Here is an 18940-nt window from a genome sequence, read left to right as displayed (position 1 = left end):
TCATGAGCAGGGTGATCAACAGCATTCGTAAGGGCCTACCGAAGGGGCTGGAAGAGCTCGCGCAACTGGGTCGGACATTGTGGCGTCGGCGTGAGGATGTCCTGGCGTACTTCGATATCGGGGCNTCCAACGGTCCGGTCGAAGCCATCAACGGACGGCTCGAGCATCTACGCGGGATTGCTCTGGGGTTCAGGAATCTCAACCACTACATCTTGCGGTCACTGATCCACTCCGGCCAGATACACAACCGGATCAACGCACTCTAAATCGTGAAGAGCCAGTAAACCCTTCCACCTCTTCCCCCACTACGCCCGCCGCCTCTACACCCATGCCGTTGGGCAATGGCACTGGGTACTGACCGGACCGGTAGTAAACGTCGGCGAAGTTGAGCCCAACCGCATGGTGGCGTACTCGAACTTCACTAACTCCTGGAGCAGCCACCTCCACCTGCCTCAACTGAAGGACTTCAGGTCCACCTGGCTCGTCGAGGCGAATGGCGTCGGCCATCGATAACCCCTTATTTCCACGTAATTCCACGTCAGGCCTAAGAGGGCCCTCAATTAACTCCTGTGAAGATACTCCGAGGAACGGCGCACCGCAGTAATAAAAATATCGTCGCCCAATTGTTTGACTAACGTCGTTCGGAACTGTGTCCGGTCGGTCAAAGTCGTTGGCTCTCCAAAGTCGACGACCGCTGTACCCGCACCGAGCAGCGACGGAGCTACATAGGACTCGACTGCATCGACAAGGCCAGCCTTCACAAATGCGCCGGCAATCCGCGGACCGCCTTCGATCAGCACATCGATGACCCCAAGGTCCGCCAGGACCTCCACGACCTGTTCCATGTCGCGAGTCTGGATCTGACGAAAATTCTCGCCAGTGATTTTTGCTGACTCAGGAACTAGGCCGTGTCCGACCGCTACGCGGAGGGGCTGGTGTGGGTGGAGGGAACCGTCGGGAAGCCTCGCCGTAAGGCGCGGGTCGTCCGCAAGGACGGTTCCGGTTCCCACGATGATCGCGTCTCTACGCGATCGGTCCACGTGGACCCTCGCCCGCGACTGCTCGCTAGTGATCCACTGTGAAGAACCGTCCGATGCCGCCGCCAGACCGTCCAAAGTCCCAGCGGTCTTCAGTGTGATGTGTGGGGTGCGGGTGCGCTGCCAGTGCAGCCATGGACGAAGCACACCATCGGAGATTTCCTCCGACAACACCCCAGTGCGGACCTCGAGGCCCTTTGATCGCAGCCACTCGGCACCACCAGATGCGACTGGGTTTGGGTCAGCGGCGCCATACACAACATGTCGCACTCCCGATTCCCACACTGCACCAGTACACGGAGGCGTCTTTCCCTGGTGGTGGCACGGTTCTAGAGTCACCACGACGGTGCCGCCGGCTGCCCTCGCTCCTGCCATCGCCAGTGCCTGTGGCTCTGCATGCGGGCCCCCGGGAGGCTCCGTCCCTGCGATGCCGACGGGAACTCCCGCGCGGTCCAACACCACACACCCCACTGGAGGATTGGGTCGGGTGGTACCCCGGACTCGCTCAGCCGCGGCAATAGCCAGACGCATTGCCTGGTCTACGCTTAATGACCCTCCGGGGATCATCTCGGGGAAAGTCGGCACTACTTGCCTCCGAAGTTCCCGCGTTCGGTCGCAATGGCACGAAGCTCCTCAATGGCTGCGGCCGGGGACTCGGCACCGTACACAGCAGAGCCTGCGACAAAGGCATCACAACCGGCTTCAGCGGCGTCGCCGATGGTGGCCGCAGAGATTCCACCGTCGATTTCGATGACGGTGCCAAGGCCGCGCCCATTGATCTCTGTGCGGAGCAGTCGGACCTTCTCAAGCTGATCCGGCATGAAGGACTGGCCTCCGAAGCCCGGTTCAACGCTCATCACCAGGACGAGGTCAAACTCTTCAAGGTGCTCCAACCACGGTTCGATGGGGGTTCCCGGACGCACCGAAATACCAGCGCCGATACCGGATTCGCGCAGGCGACGAGCCAGCGCGATGGTGTCGTCGGCGGCTTCCACGTGGAAGATGATGGTGTCTGCGCCAGCCTTGATGTAGTCATCGACCCACTTCTCCGGGGCCTCGATCATCAGGTGCACGTCCATGTGCTTATCGGACACCTTGTCAATCGCCGCGAGGATCGGCGCACCGAAGGAAAGGTTGGGCACAAAATGCCCGTCCATCACATCGACGTGTACCCAGTCGGCGTTGTCAATAGCCTCGATCTCCCGGTCGAGCCGGGCGAAGTCCGAGGCGAGGATGGACGGGGCGATGATGGGGGCGTTCAACATTGCCCCATCATATCGGAGGCCGTTAGGCCACCGGCTTACGCAATACGGAGAAGAACATTGCGTCCGTGCCATGGCGGTGGGGCCACATCTGGACAGACGGGCCGGCTCCGACGTCGGTCATCGGCGCGACCAGTTCGCGAGCGTCAATCTCCTCCAGATCAAGGGTGCGCAGAGCCCGCTCGACGGTGCCACGAGTCTCCCGGATGTGAGGCGAGCAGGTGGCGTAGACAATGATGCCGCCGGGGCGAACCAGTTCTGCGGCGGAGGCCAATAGTTCTCCCTGAAGCTTTGCCAGCGCGGGGATGTCCGCAGGGCTCTTCTTCCAGCGAGCTTCTGGTCGACGGCGCAATGAGCCAAGGCCCGAACACGGTGCGTCGACGAGGACGCGGTCATAGCCCGGTTCGAGGCCGGGGTTGCGGCCATCGGCAACGTGAATGGTGACAGGAAGCTTCTCGACGGACCCGCGAATCAAGCCTGCACGCTTGTCAGAGATCTCAACAGCATCGACATGTGCGCCGTCGATCGCGGCCACCGAACCGATCAGAGCCGCCTTACCCCCTGGCCCTGCGCAAAGATCAAGCCAGCGGCCTTTATCCTCGCCGATGACAGGTGCCATGGTCAGCGCGCGGGCAATCATCTGAGAGCCTTCATCCTGAACCGCAGCCATTCCACTGCGCACAGGCTCCAAGTCACCGGGATCTCCGGACTCCAGGTGCACTGCATACGGAGACCACGGGCCTTCTTCACCACCGGAAATCAGCGCAAGTTCCTCTGCAGTGATTTCACCGGGGCGGGCCACCAAGTGCACCTGCGGGCGGGCGTCGTCGGCCTCGAGGGCGTCCGCTAATTCGCCGGCAGCTGGTCCGAGAGACTGTGCGAATGCCTCAGAGATCCATCGCGGGTGGGAGTACTTCATAGACAGGTGTCCGACCGGATCGGTATCTGCCGAGGGCGATACAATCTCGATCCACTCCTGCTCCTTCTTTTCAGACACCCGGCGAAGGATTGCGTTGACGAATCCCTTGGCTCCGCCGTGGCCGACCTTCTGTGCCGCAGCCACTGCGGTATCGACTGCGCCGTGGGGGCTCACGCGGGTGCGCAGAAGCTGGTAGGCGCCGAGGCGCAGGACGTCGAGAAGCTCTCCATCGACCTCGTCCAACGGACGAGTCGACGCCTCTGACAAGACCGCGTCGAGCAGTCCCTGCGAACGCAAGGTGCCGTAGGTGATTTCGGTGGCAAAAGCCGCATCACGTCCGTCGAGCTTGCGCTTGTTCAGCTCCTTCGGCAGCACCAGGTTCGCGTACGCGCCATCCTCACGCACCTTGGAGAGCACCGTGATCGCGGTGAATCGAGCCGGATCGACGTGGTCGGTGCGGCGACGCTGACCGCCACCTCGCTGACGACCCTGGCCGCTCTGTCCGGCCTTCTGCGGCGGCTTGTTGCCCTGCCCGCCACGCTGCTGATTGCCACGTGACTGTCCGCCGCGCTGCGGCTTACCGCCACGGGGCCCACGGTCCCTGTTGTCCTGAGCCATTTACTGCACCGTGCTTCCGTCGGGGCGCGCGCCGTTGGCCCACGCTGTTGCGTCCATCATTTTCTTGCCCGGGGCTTGAACGCCGCCGAGCTGTACCGGATCGGTTCCGGTGCCAACCAGCACTCGTCCCTTAAGAGCGCGGATCACACCGGGCTCTAGCTGTTCCTCGTCATCTGTGAGGCTGACCGGCCCGAGCTTCAGGCGATCCTCCCCCAGCATCGTCCACGCTCCTGGCGCGGGCGTGTGCGCACGGATGCGTCGATCAATCACGTGCGCCGGAAGAGTCCAGTTGACCCGTGCTTCTTCCGGCAGGATCTTGCCCACGTGACTGACACCGTCCTCCTCCTGCGCCACCGGCACGATTACACCTGCTGCGAGGCCGTCCATCGTCGCGGACAAAAGCTTCGATCCGGAGGTAGCCAACCTGGTCAGCAGGTCCTCCGAAGTGTCCGTTGGTTTGATGGTTTCAGTGATTCGGCCCAGCACCGGACCGGTATCTAGTCCTTCGTCAATCCGGAAAGTGGTTGCACCGGAAATATCGTCACCGGCAGCGATCGCAGCCTGCACCGGCGCGGCGCCGCGCCACTGAGGCAGCAAAGAAAAGTGAAGGTTGACCCAGCCGTGCTCGGGCAACTCCAGCAGTTCTGGGGGCACGAGATTGCCATAAGCGACAACGGCCACGCAGTCCGGCTGCAGTTTGTTCAGCCGAGCAATGGCGGCGTCTGATTCCTCATCACGTCCCTCGCGCAGCGTATTCGGGGTGAGCACCTCAATACCGTGCTTGTCTGCGACCTCACGAACAGGCGAAGGTCGAACCTTGCGGCCGCGCCCCACGCGGGCGTCTGGTTGCGTGAGCACAGCAACGACCTGGTGGTCATCGCTCTGCAGCAGTTCCTCCAGCGCCGGCACTGCTGGCTGCGGTGTGCCTGCAAAAATGATCCTCATCTCAAGCACCTCCCGCACGGAACCAGTCCAGCGAGCGCATCTCACGCATCGCTGCTTTACGACGTTCAGGTTCCAACCTCTTCAGAAACAGCACGCCGTCAAGGTGGTCGGTCTCATGCTGAATACACCGCGCCAGAAGTCCATCCGCATGGATTTCTACGGGAGTTCCGTCAACACGCTGCCCGGTGGCGCGAACCTTCGCCCACCGTTCCGTCTCTGCTCGGATCTCCGGAATAGACAGACACCCTTCGGCGTCTGTGACCTTGTCCTCATCGACCGGCTCCCACACCGGGTTAATCAAAGCGCCACGCTGACCATCACAGTCGTAGACGAAGATTCGCTGCAGAACACCGATCTGGTTGGCCGCGAGTCCGACGCCCTGTTCGGCGTCCATGGTCTCCAGCATGTCCTCCGCCAAACGGGCGAGGGAGGCATCAAACTGGGTGACCTCATCGGCCCGGCTCACCAACACCGGGTCTCCGAATAGGCGGACATCACGAAGTGCCATGCGGCAATCATCTCCTAGGGATAGACACAGATACCGATCCATCTTAGACCCTGGTTCTAGGCTCTAGCCGACACGCACCGGGTCCACCATGATGCGCACCGGACGTTCCTCTCTCGCCATCGCGCGCGTGGCCGCCGCCGCTCGCAGCGCCTTGCCCAACTCACGGGCTTCATTTCTAGGAACGCGCACGAGCAGGCGTCGTACTTCGGGCGCTTCCATCCCAGCTGGAGGACGCACACCTTGTGGAAGTTCAACGGGTCCGAGCACGTCCGCACCAGCAGGAAGTTCAAGCTCTTCGGTAAATCGGGAGATGGCATCTGGAGTGCCGTCGATCGCGGCCATCTGTGCCACCGGCGGGAATCGAACAGCGCCCCGTTCAGCAAGTTCCGTCTCGGCTGCTCCGACGATGTCCCAGTGGATGAAACTGCGCACGGTGGGGATCGCCGCATCTGCGTCGATCACTACAGAACCGCTTCCCGACGCTTTCGCCGCCGCCGATGCCCACGCCGCCAGCGCATCTTCAGTTGCGCGAAGGTCCTGGCGCCCGAGCATCGCCCAGGTATCAAGGAGAAGGACTGCTCCGTAACCGCCGTCGACATCCGGCTCTGCACCTGGAGTCGCCACGACGACGCGAGCTCCCGGCTCGATCCGGTCCAAGATCTTCTCCCCTGAGGATGACCTCACCGGATGAGGTGCGAACGTACGGCCGAGCTCTTCTGCAGTCCGATCAGACCCGGTGACCACCGCTCGGATTTTCATCGAACCGCAGGTCTGGCACCGGTGCCGGGGCTCGACGCGGCCGCACCAACGGCATGATGGAGCCTCGTCGGAGCGAATCTCTAATGGACCATTGCAAGCGCGGCAGCGTGCCGGCGTTCCGCATTCGCGGCAGGACAGTGACGGTTGGTATCCCTTTCGCGGAACCTGAACCAGCACTGGAGTGCCGTCTCTCAACGCTTGGCGAGCCGCCCGGAACGCGACAGCAGGAAGGCGAGTGCGAGAGGTGTCCTCGGCATCCACGCTGGTGTCAGCTGAGGCCGTCATGGTCGGCATCTGCTCCGCGAGGTGTTCTGGGGTCGGGACCAGCGTCGCTGCCCATCCTCGGGCTACTAATTGTTGAACTTCCGCTGACCTCGACCAAGACGCGAAGAGAAGAGCACAGTGCTCAAAAGCGGACCTGGCGGTGAGAATGTCACGGGCATGGATATACGGAGCTCGTGGGTCGGCCAGGTTGTCATCGGCGTCATCAACGAGGACCGCCAGGCGCAGGTCCTGCACTGGTGCGTACGCCGCAGATCTGGTGCCGATCACCAGCTTCGCTGAGCCGTGGATCACGTCAAGATACCGTCGATACCGCGACTCCGGTCCGAGATCCGCAGTGAGCACAGTGATCTGACGGGCAGACACCATAGTCCGGAGCTCTGCCTCTAGGGCATCAACTCGCCTCTGGTCCGGCAGCACGATAAGAGCACCGCCACCATCTCTGGCGACATTGACCGCAAGTTCAGCGATCCGTCGAAGCATCGGGTCTCCAGGTGCCGGATGCCAAGCCGCACGGGCTGGTGCGCCAGAGCGAACCGCAGCGACGAAGGATTCGCCCCATGCGTAGGTGGACCAGTTGTCGAGAGGGACGTCGGAAAGCTCAAGGGGACCTAGCTCCCGCCACGCGGGAGCCTCACCTCTCCCCTTCTCCACCCGCGCGTGACGGCCCGGAACCGCTGAGCGGATGATGTCCGAACGGACACCACCATAAAGCTCAGCCAACGAGTCCACGAGGACTCCCAACTGCGGCGGGTAAACCACCTCCGGGGAAATAACCGACTTCAAGTACGCCAGATTGCCTGGATGATCAGTCTCCGCGCTACGTGCGATGACAATCCCGTCGACGAGGCGACCCGCGAAACGGATCCGGACGCGCACGCCCGGCTGAGCGTCCGCGTCCATCTTCTCTGGAACGAGGTAGTCGAAGGTCTTATCCAGTTGCGGAAGCCCCAGCAACGGCAGGACCCGGGCCACCGGCTCCGTCTGCTGAGGCCCGGTCAAGGCTAAACTCCGGCGGCGGCCTTGAGCTCGCCGACGCGGTTCAGCCGCTCCCATGGCAAATCCACGTCAGTGCGGCCGAAGTGACCGTAGGCTGCAGTCTTCGCGTAGATCGGGTTGCGCAGGTCAAGTTCCCGGATGATCGCGGCCGGACGCAGGTCGAAGACCTCGCCGATGGCCTCGATGATGGTGTCCTCCGGAACGGTGTTGGTGCCGAAGGTCTCTACGTAGAGGCCGACCGGGTTTGCCCGGCCAATGGCGTAAGCAACCTGAACCTCGACGCGGTCCGCGAGTCCTGCTGCGACGATATTCTTGGCAATCCAACGCATCGCGTATGCCGCCGAACGGTCGACCTTTGACGGGTCCTTGCCGGAGAACGCTCCACCGCCGTGCCGGGCCATGCCTCCGTAGGTGTCGACGATGATCTTGCGACCGGTCAGGCCGGCATCGCCCATCGGGCCGCCGACAACAAACGAACCGGAGGGGTTAACCAGAACCGTCAGGTCAGAGATGTCGAGTTCCGGCAGTCCGTCTTCGGCCAGCACCGCTTCGATCACGTGGGTGCGCAGGTCCTTTTCGAGCTGCTCAAGCGAGATGCCGGGGTTGTGCTGGGTCGAGATGACAACCGTGTCGAGTGCGACCGGTGCATCATTGCTGTCGTAACCGACGGTGACCTGGGTCTTGCCGTCCGGACGCAGGTAGTCGAGCGTGCCGTCCTTGCGCACCTCGGTGAGGCGACGGGACAGGCGGTGAGCCAGAGCGATCGGAAGCGGCATCAGCTCCGCGGTCTCACGGACGGCATAGCCGAACATCAGACCCTGGTCGCCGGCACCGTCACGGTCCAGATCGTGAATGTCATCTCCACCGGAACGAGACTCGAGGGAAACAGTGACACCGTCTGCGATCTCCGGGGACTGCTCGCCGATGGACACCGAGACGCCACACGTGGTGCCGTCGAAGCCCTTTTCGGAGGAGTCGAAACCGATCTCACGAAGCCTGTCCCGCACAATCCGGGGAATCTCGACGTAGGCGGTAGTGGTGACTTCACCGACGACGTGTACCAATCCGGTGGTGACCACAGTTTCGACAGCCACGCGGGCACGCGGGTCCTGAGCGATCATCGCGTCGAGGATCGAGTCGGAAATCGCGTCACAGATCTTGTCCGGGTGCCCCTCTGTCACCGATTCGCTGGTGAACAGTCGAAGACGTGTCGTCACGTTAGCCTGGCCCTTCCCCGCGCTCTCACGCGGCGACGTGTGTCTGATGAATCGGTGCCAGTGTAGACCAAGCAGTTCAGTTCACGGGCAACAGGGCCGCTGCACGATCAAGGATCGCAGCAGCCACCGAGTGCTTCGTACCTTCGGGCACCTCGCTGACCTCACCATCGGAGGACAGCAGCCACCCGACGTTGTCCTCTGAGCCGAACGTGGCGCCACCTGAGACGTCATTACACATGAGCAGATCGCACCCCTTCTTCCGGAGTTTGACCTTGGCGTGGTCTAGCGGGGTGGCGTTGTCGTCACCAGTTTCGGCGGCAAAGCCGATCACCACTTGCCCTTCTCGGCGGCGAGTGACAACGCCGGCGAGAATATCCGGGTTTTCCGTGAGGACGAGTTTGGTCAGAGCGTCTTCATCAGAGCCCTTTTTCATCTTCGCGCCGGCTACTTCAGCCGGACGGAAATCAGCGACCGCAGCAGACATGATGACCATATCGGCATCGGCCGCAACTTCGCGGACGGCAGTGTCCATGTCCCTCGCGGAGACGACATCGACGATCGTCGCACCCGGTGGGACAGGAAGCTCTGCGGTGTCCCCACGCACGAGGGTCACCTCTGCCCCACGGTGAACGGCAACATCAGCCAAGGCGTATCCCTGGCGCCCGGAGGAATGATTACCGAGGTATCGGACCGGGTCGAGCTCCTCCCGAGTGCCGCCCGCAGAAATCACCAGACGACGACCCTCCAGGTTCCGCTCGAATGCCCCTGGTCGGGCAACACTCAGAAGGGCCATCGCGCCAATGTGCTCGGGGTCAGCCAAACGACCAGGGCCAGTATCGGCTCCAGTGAGTCGGCCATGCGCAGGCTCCAGAACGATCGACCCGTGCTCGCGCAGCTTCCCGACGTTCTCCTGCGTCGCCGGGTGCCGCCACATCTCAGTGTGCATCGCCGGTGCGAAAACGACCGGGCAGGTCGCCACCAGGAGTGTAGAAGTCAAAAGGTCGTCGGCACGCCCCTGGGCAGCCCGGGACAACAAATCCGCGGTGGCCGGTGTGATAACGACGAGATCCGCCTCCTGTCCGACACGAACGTGCCGAACCTCATCCACCGCATCGAAGACGGTGGTGGAGACGGGATTGCCGGAGAGCGCCTCAAAGGTGGCTGCTCCGACGAAGCTTAAGGCCGCAGGGGTGGGCACGACGTGAACGTCATGCCCCCTCTCGGTGAAGTACCGAACCAAATGGGCGGCCTTATACGCGGCAATGCCACCGGCAACGCCGACGACGATTTTCAGTGTCCCAGCTTTGCAGGTGGCATTCATGCGCTTACCTCCGGATTACCCTTCGGTGTGCTCCAACAGGCCTGCGTTAATTTCGCGCAGTGAGATGGAGAGCGGCTTTTCCGCCGCGTTCGGGGTCAGCAGTGGTCCGACGAACTCAAGCATTCCTTCGTCGACCTGCTGGTAGTAGTCGTTGATCTGACGTGCACGCTTTGCACCGAAGATGGCGAGAGCGTACTTAGACGACACCTTGTCCAGAAGCTCATCGATCGGCGGATTGGTAATGCCCACCGGCGGATCGAAGACTGCTTCCTGGTCGGCGGAGTTCTCCTGAGTCACGGAACTGTTCCTTTACTTCGCGGTTACTGATGTGTGTGACATGGCTTTAGCTATGTCCGAGCTCGCGAGCGACGTCTGCGACGGCCTCATCGAGGTCGTTGTTAACGATCACTGTGTCGAACTCATCTTGTGCGGCAAGTTCCTCTGCTGCGGTCTCCAGTCGCCTGCGGATCTGCTCGTCTTCCTCGGTCCCACGTCCAGTCAAGCGATCAACGAGGATCTCCCAACTAGGCGGGGCGATGAAAACCAGCTTGGCCTCCGGCATCGTCGCGCGGATACTGCGGGCTCCCACAAGATCCACTTCGATGAGCACCGGACGACCTGCCTCGACGGCGTCGACGACAGGCTGCCGGGGGGTACCCGACCGCTGCATGCCGCCGTGGATGTCCGCCCACTCGAGCATTTCACCCGCTTCGATCCGCTCAGCGAAGCTATCGGGGGACACAAAAAAGTAATCCTGACCGTCAACTTCACCCGGACGCGGATCGCGGGTGGTCATCGAGACACTGAAGTACAGTTCCGGAACCTCCGACCGCAGTCGTGAGACCACGGTCGATTTGCCGACCCCGGCCGGACCAGAGATCACGACGACGGGGGAGGTACCGGACATCGACTAGTCCTCGGCAGAGAAGCCGAAGCGCTCGAGCAGAGCGCGACGCTGGCGGTCACCGAGGCCACGGAGGCGACGGGTCTGGGCGATCTCGAGATCAGCCATGATCTCCTGAGCCTTCACCTTGCCGACCTTGGGGAGAGCCTCGAGCAGTGCGGAGACCTTCATCTTGCCGATGATCTCGTCCTCGTCAGCCTGCTTGAGGACCTCCGGCAGGTCGGTCGCGCCGCGCTTCAGCTTGTCCTTGAGCTCTGCACGGACCTTGCGGGCCTGTGCGGCCTTCTCCAGCGCTGCTGCGCGCTGCTCAGGGGTCAACTGCGGAAGGGCCACGGGTTCCTCCGTTATTTCTAGGGAATAGTTATCAGGGACGTTGGTCCGTCCCATGTTTCGCAACTGTGAACACCTGCAGCTCAGAAGTATGAACTGCGGGTGTCCCCGTCACGGACTCGGCAAGTGTAACACCGAAGAAGTGCAGGTCGGCAATCACCGCCCTGGTTTCCCCGCTGTTCAGGCGGGGTAGTCCCGGGATGCGGCCTCGACGGCCTCCCTGAGGGCGGACACGTCTGGACCGACCTTCAGGATTCCCCGGGAGATATTCGGAAGCGCATAACGACGTGCAGCTCCGGCGACCCAGTCAACGTCCTCGACACCGGCGCCTTGGGCACCGACGCCAGGCATCAGCACTGCTCCGCCGAGGTTATCAAGCACCGGCGGTTCGGTGACGGTGGCGCCGACGACGACACCAATCGGACCGACATCTTCATATGCCGCATTGACCTGCGAAGCAGCATCGACGATGGACTGAGCCACGCTTCCGCCGGACGCAGTTGTGGACAACTGAAGAGACGGACCCTCGGGATTTGAGGTCGCGGCGAGAACGAAGAGTCCACGACCGGTGTCCTCGGCCAGTTCAACGGCCGGGTCCAAAGACCCGAATCCGAGGTACGGCGAGACTGTCAGGGCATCACAAGCCAACGGAGATCCGTCGGAAAGCCACGCCCTAGCGTAAGCCGCCATCGTGGAGCCGATGTCGCCACGCTTAGCGTCTGCAACAGTCAATGCTCCAGCCTGAGATAGCGCCGCGAGAGTGCCTTCGAGCACTGCGAAACCACGGGCTCCGTACTCTTCGAACAGCGCCACCTGGGGCTTAACCACTGCCGCGGTGTCGCCGAAGGCGGCGACACAGATGGAGGAGAACTCCGCCAATCCCGCGGCGGAGACGGGCAGTCCCCAGGACTCGAGCAGGGCCGGGTGCGGGTCAATGCCGACACATAGTCGACCTCGCTCTGCGGTGACCTGGGTCAATCGGTCTCCGAAGCTGGAATTAGCGGTCATCTCTCCCCTACTTTCCCAGCGCGTGCAGTTCCTGCAGCGCGCGTACGCCGAGGTCGTTGTCCAGCAGTGCCTCGATGCCCTGGACTGCGGCGACGGTGCCCTGGCTGGTGGTCACGCACGGAACGCCCTTCTGGAGGGCGGCTGCGCGGATCTCATAACCATCGGAACGGGAACCGGCCGAGCCCAGCGGGGTGTTGATGATCAGGTCAACGTCACCGGAACGGATGGCGTCGACGATCGTCGGCTCTCCCTCAACTTCAGGGCCCTCGGTCGTGTACTTGTTGACGATCTCGCACTTGATGCCGTTGCGGCGCAGGATGCTTGCAGTGCCCTTCGTCGCAAGGACCCGGAATCCCAGGCCGGCAAGTCGCACGATCGGGAACAGCAGGGTGCGCTTGTCGCGGTTGTTCAGCGACACAAACACGGTGCCGGAAGTCGGCAGCGAGCTGTAGGCGGACGACTGCGACTTAGCGAAAGCTGCACCGAAGTCGACGTCGAGGCCCATGACCTCACCGGTGGACTTCATCTCCGGGCTCAGCAGCGAATCGAGCTGCTCGCCCTCCGGGGTACGGAAGCGGTTGAACGGGAGAACCGCTTCCTTAACCGCGATCGGTGCATCCATCGGCAGCGAGCCGCCATCGATACCGGTCGGAAGCATGCCCTCCTCACGGAGTTCTTCGATCGTCGTACCGAGCATCACCCGCGAAGCAGCCTTAGCCAGCGGAACGCCAGTCGCCTTGGAGACGAACGGGACGGTGCGGGACGCACGCGGGTTGGCCTCAATGACGTACAGAGTGTCGTCACGGAAGGCGTACTGAACGTTCATCAGGCCCTTGACGCCAATACCGAAGGCCAAAGCCTTGGTGGCTTCGCGGACGCGGTCGATAATGTCCGAACCAAGGGTCATTGGCGGCAGGGCGCATGCCGAGTCACCGGAGTGAATTCCGGCTTCCTCGATGTGCTCCATCACGCCTCCGAGGTAGACCTCGTTGCCGTCGCACAGAGCATCGACGTCGATTTCGATGGCGCTGTCGAGGAAGCGGTCAACCAGGACCGGGTGGTCGGTGGAGAGTTCCGTCGCACGGGTGATGTAGTCCTCGAGCGTGGCCTCGTCGTAAACGATTTCCATGCCACGACCGCCAAGGACGTAGGACGGGCGAACCAGAACCGGGTAGCCGATCGACTCGGCAACGCGGCGAGCCTCCTCGAAGGAGGTAGCAGTGCCAAACTTCGGTGCCGGCAGCTTGGCGCGGTCGAGGACCTTGCCGAACTCGCCACGGTCCTCAGCCATGTCGATGGCCTCCGGGGTGGTGCCAACGACCGGCACACCTGCGTCAGCCAGTCGCTGCGCCAGACCCAGCGGGGTCTGACCACCGAGCTGCACGACGACGCCGGCAACGGTTCCGGACTGAGCCTCCGAGTGGTAAACCTCGAGCACGTCTTCGAAGGTCAGTGGCTCGAAGTACAGACGGTCAGCGGTGTCGTAGTCCGTGGAGACCGTTTCCGGGTTGCAGTTGACCATGATGGTCTCGTATCCAACGCGGGACAATTCCAGTGCAGCGTGGACACAGGAGTAGTCAAACTCAATGCCCTGACCAATGCGGTTCGGGCCCGAGCCCAGGATGATGACCTTCTCACGCTCGGTCTGCGGGGCAACCTCAGTCTCTGCGGAGGGATCGAGCTCGTATGCCGAGTAGTGGTACGGGGTCGTTGCCTCGAACTCTGCGGCGCAGGTGTCCACGGTCTTGAAAACCGGGTGGACGTTCAGACGCCAGCGCAGTTCGCGGATACCGTCCTCGCCTGCGAATTCCGGTCGGAGCGCAGCGATCTGGGCGTCGGAAAGCCCCCAGTACTTTGCCTCGCGGAGGAGATCCTCATCCAGGGTCGGAGCCTCGAGAAGCGCGGTGCGGATGTCCTGCAAGTTCTCCATCTCGGAGATGAACCACGGATCCAGGCCGGAGGCCTCGTGGATCTGCTGGACCGAGGCACCAAGACGCTGAGCCAACTCAACGTCGTAGATGCGGCCTTCGGTCGGACGCTTGAGGTCTTCCAGAACCGCGTCGACGTCGGTCGCCCGGTCGCCGGCGAAGTACTCGTCGGTGGTGGTCCAGAAGCCTGCAGGCTTGTTCTCCAGGGAACGCATGACCTTGCCCAGCGCACCGATGTAGTTGCGGCCGATGGACATTGCCTCGCCGACAGACTTCATGGTGGTGGTCAGAGTGTCGTCAGCACCGGGGAACTTCTCAAAAGCGAAGCGCGGTGCCTTGACGATGACGTAGTCCTGGGTCGGCTCGAACGCCGCCGGGGTCTCACCGGTGATGTCGTTGTCGATCTCGTCCAAGGTGTAACCGATAGCCAGCATCGCGGCGAACTTCGCGATCGGGAAGCCGGTGGCCTTGGATGCCAGTGCCGAAGAGCGGGAGACACGCGGGTTCATCTCGATGGTGACCAGGCGGCCGTCGCGCGGGTTGATGGCGAACTGGACGTTACAACCACCTGCAGCGACGCCAACCTCGCGCAGAATCGCGATGCCCTGGTCGCGCATGATCTGGAACTCACGGTCTGTCAGAGTCATGGACGGAGCCACGGTCACGGAGTCACCGGTGTGCACACCCAATGCGTCGACGTTCTCGATGGAACAGATGACCACAACGTTGTCGTCGCTGTCACGCATGAGCTCGAGCTCGAACTCCTTCCAACCGAGGATGGACTCCTCGATCAGAACGTTTGCTTCCGGGGACGCAGCAAGTCCGCCGCCGGCGATGCGCTCGAGGTCCTCATGGTTGTATGCCAGACCGGAGCCGAGGCCGCCCATGGTGAAGGACGGACGGACGACGACGGGAAGACCGAGATCCTCGACCGTTGCGTAAACCTCGTCCATGTTGTGGCAGACACGGGAGCGAGCGGACAATCCGCCGATCTTCTCGACAATGTCCTTGAAGCGCTGGCGGTCCTCGCCGCGCTCGATGGCCGGGATGTCTGCGCCGATCAGATCGACGTTGTACTTCTCCAGGATGCCTGCGCGATCCAGCTGGATCGCAGCGTTGAGGGCAGTCTGTCCACCGAGGGTCGCCAGCACGGCGTCGACGGGGTGGCCTTCAGCCTTCTCCTTGGCGAGGATCTTCTCGATGTAAGCCGGCTCGATGGGCTCGATGTAAGTGTGATCCGCGAACTCCGGGTCGGTCATGATGGTGGCCGGGTTGGAGTTGATGAGGGTGACGCGGATGCCTTCCTCACGCAGCACGCGGCACGCCTGAGTACCGGAGTAGTCGAACTCGCAGGCCTGTCCGATCACAATGGGGCCGGAACCGATCACGAGTACGTGGTTAATGTCAGTACGACGTGGCATCAGTTACTGCCCTTCCTTCGAGGTGATGAGGTCGACGAAGTCGTCGAACAGAGTGTGGGCGTCATGCGGTCCCGCCGCAGACTCGGGGTGGTACTGCACAGAGAAAGCGCGGCCGGAGTTCAGGGCCACACCCTCAACGACATCGTCGTTCAGGCAGGTGTGGGTGACCTGGGCAGGTCCCCAACGGGTATCGAAGGTCTCTCCGACGGTGCCTTCCAGGGCGAATCCGTGGTTCTGAGCGGTGATGTACACGCGGTTCGTGCGGTGATCCTTCACCGGAACGTTGATGCCACGGTGTCCGAAGCGGAGCTTGTAGGTGCCCAGTCCCAGCGCACGGCCGAGGATCTGGTTACCGAAGCAGATGCCGAAGGTCGGCATGTCGTCGTTCATCGCCTCAGTGACGACCTCGACGAGGGCGTCGGCAGTAGCCGGGTCTCCCGGGCCGTTGGAGAGGAAGATGCCGTCCGGGTTGTGCTCGGACTTGGCGTCGGCATAGGTGGTCGTGGACGGAACCACGACAACGCGAACGCCGCGCTTGGTGAGCTCACGCGGGGTGTTGGATTTGATGCCCAAGTCCCACGCGACGATGGTGGCGATCGGCTCGCCCTCCGGCTCGACGGTGTAGGACTCATCGCAGGAGACCTCAGCGCTGAGGTTCGCTCCAGCCATCGACGGCTGAGCGCGAACAATCTCGACGAGATCCTCGACCGGCAACTTGGCCTCCTCGCCGGAGAAGACACCGGCGGCGATGGAACCATGGTCGCGGATGTGGCGCACGATCGCGCGGGTGTCGACCTGGCGGATGCCAACGATTCCCTGTGCGATCATCTCGTCCTCGAGAGAACGAGTTGCGCGCCAGTTCGACACGGTCCGGGAGAGGTCGCGAATGACGAAGCCTGCGGCCCAAATTCGCGCGTCGTAGGACTCGGAGTCTTCATCGTTCCAGCCGGTGTTACCGATCTGGGGTGCGGTAGCCACGATGATCTGGCGGTGGTACGAGGGGTCCGTCAGAGACTCCTGGTAACCGGTGATGGCGGTGTTGAACACAGCCTCACCGAGGGTGCGTCCGGTCGCACCGAAACCGCGGCCGCGGAATACACTCCCGTCCGCAAGGACGAGAACCGCTGGAGCAGCTTTGCTCACGTTGTTGTTGCCTTTCTCATGGGTATGGGAGGCGCTCATCACGCCTCCACGTTCTGGTCAGCACCGCGAAGTGCAGTGACCTTTCCTCGAAGGACAGTGGCGCTGACCGATACGGCCATCTCCATGTCCTCGTACGGGGTGTTGCTGGACTTCGAAGCCAGGTCCTCGCCGTTAACGGTCCAGGTCTTACCAGGATCGACAACAGTGAGGTTCGCGGGCTCTCCGACGGCTACCGGACGGCCATGGCCTGGCAGTCGGGTGATCTCGGCGGGGCGCTCCGACATAACCTTGGCGACCCAGCGCCAATCGCACGGGCCGTTCAGAACGAACTGCTCAGCGATGATCGGCAGTGAAGTCTCCAGGCCAAGCATTCCCGGCTTGGCGTGGTCGAACTCGCAGCACTTCTCCTCTGAGCCGTGCGGAGCGTGATCGGTGGCGACACAGTCAATGTCGCCGTCAATGAGAGCCTGACGCAGTGCATCAACGTCGCTCTGCTCGCGCAGCGGCGGGTTGACGCGGTACACACCGTCGTAAGTCTCTAGGACCTCGTCGGTCAGCAGCAGGTGGTGCGGTGTGACTTCTGCGGTCAAGGGGATGCCGTTGGCACGGGCCCACTTCAGCAGCCCCACGGTTCCTGCGGTAGACGCGTGGCAGATGTGCATACGTCCGCCGTAATCGCGGGCAAGGAGTGCATCACGGATCACGATGGACTCCTCGGCGACTCGCGGCCAGCCGCTCAGCCCGAGCCGCGCGGCGACAGCACCTTCGTGTGCCACTGCGCCAACAGTCAGGCGGGGATCCTCGCAATGCTGTGCCAGCAGGACATCCATGCCCTTGGAGTACTCCAGGGCGCGACGCATGATCAGCGGGTCATCGACGCACTTGCCATCGTCTGAGAACATCCGGACCTTCGCCTGGGAGTCGGCCATCATGCCGAACTCCGTCAGGTTCTTGCCGTCGAGGTCCTTGGTGATCGAGCCGACCGGATGGATGTCACACAGACCCACAGCCTGGGACTTGAGCCAGACCGCTTCTGCCGTGGAGGGATCATCAGTGACCGGCTTCGTGTTCGCCATCGTGAAGACAGCAGTGAAACCGCCGCGAGCAGCGGCACGGGAGCCGGTCTCGAGGGTTTCGGTGTCTTCACGGCCGGGCTCACGAAGGTGCACGTGCATGTCGACAAGACCAGGCAGGAGAATTTCTCCATCAAAGGAGAGAACCTGTGCGTCATCGGCAGCATCTACAGATGCGCCAATCTCTGCGATAACTCCGTCGCGTACGAGGACATCGACCGGCTCGCCTTCGCCATACGGTCGAACACCGGAGAGAACGAGCTCTTCTCTGGGAGCAGGACTCAGTGGCCCAACCTGCGGATAGTCGGTCACAGAACGGCTCCTTCGGTGACGGATTCAGAACCTGCGGTGAGCAGGGAGAACAGGACTGCCATGCGCACATGGACACCGTTGGAGACCTGCTGGAGCACTGCTGCACGAGGAAGATCAGCGACGTGGTCGTTAATTTCCATGCCGCGCAACATCGGTCCGGGGTGCAGGACGACGGTGTCGTCGCGAAGCATCTTCTCCCGGGCGCGGGAGAGTCCGTAACGGGTCGCGTACTCACGGTGGGACGGGAAGAATCCGCCGTTCATGCGCTCCTGCTGAACACGGAGCATCATGACTGCGTCTGCGTCGGGAAGCTCGGAGTCGAAATCGTAAGAGACTCGAACCGGCCAGGTCTCAACGCCGACGGGAAGCAGCGACGGAGGTGCCACGAAGACAACCTCCGCGCCGAGCTTCGACAGCAGATCGGCGTTGGACCGCGCCACGCGCGAGTGGAGGATGTCCCCCACCAAGACGATCTTGCGGCCCTTGATTTCACCAAGTCGCTGACGCAGCGTTACTGCATCGAGCAATGCCTGCGTCGGGTGCTGGTGCTTACCGTCGCCGGCGTTGATGACGTTGGGGTTCGACCCGTGCTCACCAACCCACTTGGCGATCAGGTTCGCAGCTCCCGAGGACGGGTGCCGGACGATGATGGCGTCCGCACCGATGGCGTCGAGGGTCAGCGCGGTGTCCTTGAGGGACTCGCCCTTGTTGACCGACGACGACGATGCGGAAATGTTGATGACGTCCGCGCTCATCCACTTTCCGGCAGTCTCGAAAGACGCCCGGGTGCGCGTGGAGTTCTCGTAGAAAAGGGTGTAGATGGTGCGGCCCCGGAGGGTCGGGAGCTTCTTAATCTCCCGGCCCGCCAACGCCTCGCGGAACCGGTCCGCCTCATCCATCAGCCCCACGATCTCGTCGCGGCTCAGGTCCGCGATCGAAAGGAGGTGCTTCACG

General features: G+C 62.6%; 17 protein-coding genes and 1 pseudogene. 1 reads left to right on the top strand and 17 read right to left on the bottom strand.

Annotation, left to right across the window (positions count from 1 at the left end; all coding sequences use genetic code 11):
• On the top strand, window positions 1-266 hold a 266-nt coding region (locus YWU_RS0109165), incomplete at its 5' end, for a transposase (protein WP_027020245.1).
• Between the two features lie 13 nt (window positions 267-279).
• Here the strand turns inward: YWU_RS0109165 and YWU_RS17910 are convergent.
• The 17 genes and pseudogenes from YWU_RS17910 to YWU_RS0109085 all read right to left on the bottom strand — a co-directional run.
• A pseudogene (locus YWU_RS17910) lies at window positions 280-507 on the bottom strand (alcohol dehydrogenase catalytic domain-containing protein); the annotation flags it as partial.
• 53 nt (window positions 508-560) lie between these two features.
• Window positions 561-1622, bottom strand: a complete 1062-nt coding sequence (gene ribD, locus YWU_RS0109160; protein ID WP_156892782.1) for a bifunctional diaminohydroxyphosphoribosylaminopyrimidine deaminase/5-amino-6-(5-phosphoribosylamino)uracil reductase RibD — start codon at window positions 1620-1622, stop codon at window positions 561-563.
• Window positions 1622-2302 (bottom strand): ribulose-phosphate 3-epimerase, encoded by a 681-nt coding sequence (gene rpe / locus YWU_RS0109155; protein ID WP_034647598.1) that lies wholly within the window; start codon window positions 2300-2302, stop codon window positions 1622-1624. The genes ribD and rpe overlap by 1 nt, the downstream gene beginning before the upstream one ends.
• Window positions 2303-2324: 22 nt before the next feature.
• Window positions 2325-3836, bottom strand: coding sequence for an RsmB/NOP family class I SAM-dependent RNA methyltransferase (locus YWU_RS0109150; protein WP_027020242.1), 1512 nt, complete (start codon window positions 3834-3836; stop codon window positions 2325-2327).
• Complete coding sequence (gene fmt, locus YWU_RS0109145; protein WP_027020241.1) at window positions 3837-4781, bottom strand: methionyl-tRNA formyltransferase; 945 nt, start codon at window positions 4779-4781, stop codon at window positions 3837-3839.
• 1 nt (window position 4782) lies between these two features.
• Entirely contained in the window at window positions 4783-5289 is a 507-nt protein-coding gene (gene def / locus YWU_RS0109140) for a peptide deformylase (protein WP_027020240.1), read from the bottom strand.
• A 63-nt stretch (window positions 5290-5352) separates the two neighbouring features.
• On the bottom strand, window positions 5353-7386 hold the full coding sequence (locus YWU_RS0109135; RefSeq protein ID WP_169718900.1) for a primosomal protein N': 2034 nt from the start codon (window positions 7384-7386) through the stop codon (window positions 5353-5355).
• Window positions 7335-8546: a methionine adenosyltransferase gene (gene metK, locus YWU_RS0109130; protein ID WP_027020238.1), complete on the bottom strand. Its 1212-nt coding sequence runs from the start codon at window positions 8544-8546 to the stop codon at window positions 7335-7337. Before metK ends, YWU_RS0109135 begins: the two co-directional genes overlap by 52 nt.
• 76 nt (window positions 8547-8622) lie before the next feature.
• The gene (gene coaBC / locus YWU_RS0109125; RefSeq protein WP_027020237.1) at window positions 8623-9867 is read right to left on the bottom strand and encodes a bifunctional phosphopantothenoylcysteine decarboxylase/phosphopantothenate--cysteine ligase CoaBC; all 1245 of its coding nucleotides are present in this window, start codon (window positions 9865-9867) and stop codon (window positions 8623-8625) included.
• Between the two features lie 15 nt (window positions 9868-9882).
• A complete protein-coding gene (gene rpoZ / locus YWU_RS0109120; RefSeq protein ID WP_027020236.1) occupies window positions 9883-10164 on the bottom strand; it encodes a DNA-directed RNA polymerase subunit omega in 282 nt (93 codons plus the stop codon).
• A 46-nt stretch (window positions 10165-10210) separates the two neighbouring features.
• Complete coding sequence (gene gmk / locus YWU_RS0109115; RefSeq protein ID WP_027020235.1) at window positions 10211-10774, bottom strand: guanylate kinase; 564 nt, start codon at window positions 10772-10774, stop codon at window positions 10211-10213.
• Between the two features lie 3 nt (window positions 10775-10777).
• A complete protein-coding gene (gene mihF, locus YWU_RS0109110) occupies window positions 10778-11104 on the bottom strand; it encodes an integration host factor, actinobacterial type (RefSeq protein ID WP_027020234.1) in 327 nt (108 codons plus the stop codon).
• Window positions 11105-11281: 177 nt separating this feature from the next.
• Window positions 11282-12109 (bottom strand): orotidine-5'-phosphate decarboxylase, encoded by an 828-nt coding sequence (gene pyrF / locus YWU_RS0109105; RefSeq protein ID WP_027020233.1) that lies wholly within the window; start codon window positions 12107-12109, stop codon window positions 11282-11284.
• Window positions 12110-12116: 7 nt separating this feature from the next.
• Window positions 12117-15458 carry a carbamoyl-phosphate synthase large subunit gene (gene carB / locus YWU_RS0109100; RefSeq protein ID WP_027020232.1) on the bottom strand — a complete coding sequence of 1114 codons (3342 nt, stop codon included), beginning with the start codon at window positions 15456-15458 and terminating at the stop codon, window positions 12117-12119.
• A gap of 3 nt (window positions 15459-15461) precedes the next feature.
• Window positions 15462-16640 (bottom strand): glutamine-hydrolyzing carbamoyl-phosphate synthase small subunit, encoded by a 1179-nt coding sequence (carA, locus tag YWU_RS0109095; RefSeq protein WP_051260217.1) that lies wholly within the window; start codon window positions 16638-16640, stop codon window positions 15462-15464.
• Window positions 16640-17986: a dihydroorotase gene (locus YWU_RS0109090; protein ID WP_034647597.1), complete on the bottom strand. Its 1347-nt coding sequence runs from the start codon at window positions 17984-17986 to the stop codon at window positions 16640-16642. Before YWU_RS0109090 ends, carA begins: the two co-directional genes overlap by 1 nt.
• Window positions 17983-18939 carry an aspartate carbamoyltransferase catalytic subunit gene (locus YWU_RS0109085; protein ID WP_027020229.1) on the bottom strand — a complete coding sequence of 319 codons (957 nt, stop codon included), beginning with the start codon at window positions 18937-18939 and terminating at the stop codon, window positions 17983-17985. Before YWU_RS0109085 ends, YWU_RS0109090 begins: the two co-directional genes overlap by 4 nt.
• Window position 18940: the final 1 nt, after the last annotated feature.

It is taken from the genome of Corynebacterium sputi DSM 45148 (assembly GCF_000427865.1).
Classification (GTDB): domain Bacteria; phylum Actinomycetota; class Actinomycetes; order Mycobacteriales; family Mycobacteriaceae; genus Corynebacterium; species Corynebacterium sputi.
The sequence above is the reverse complement of the archived record's forward strand: the minus strand, read 5'-3'. Positions and strand labels throughout refer to the sequence as shown.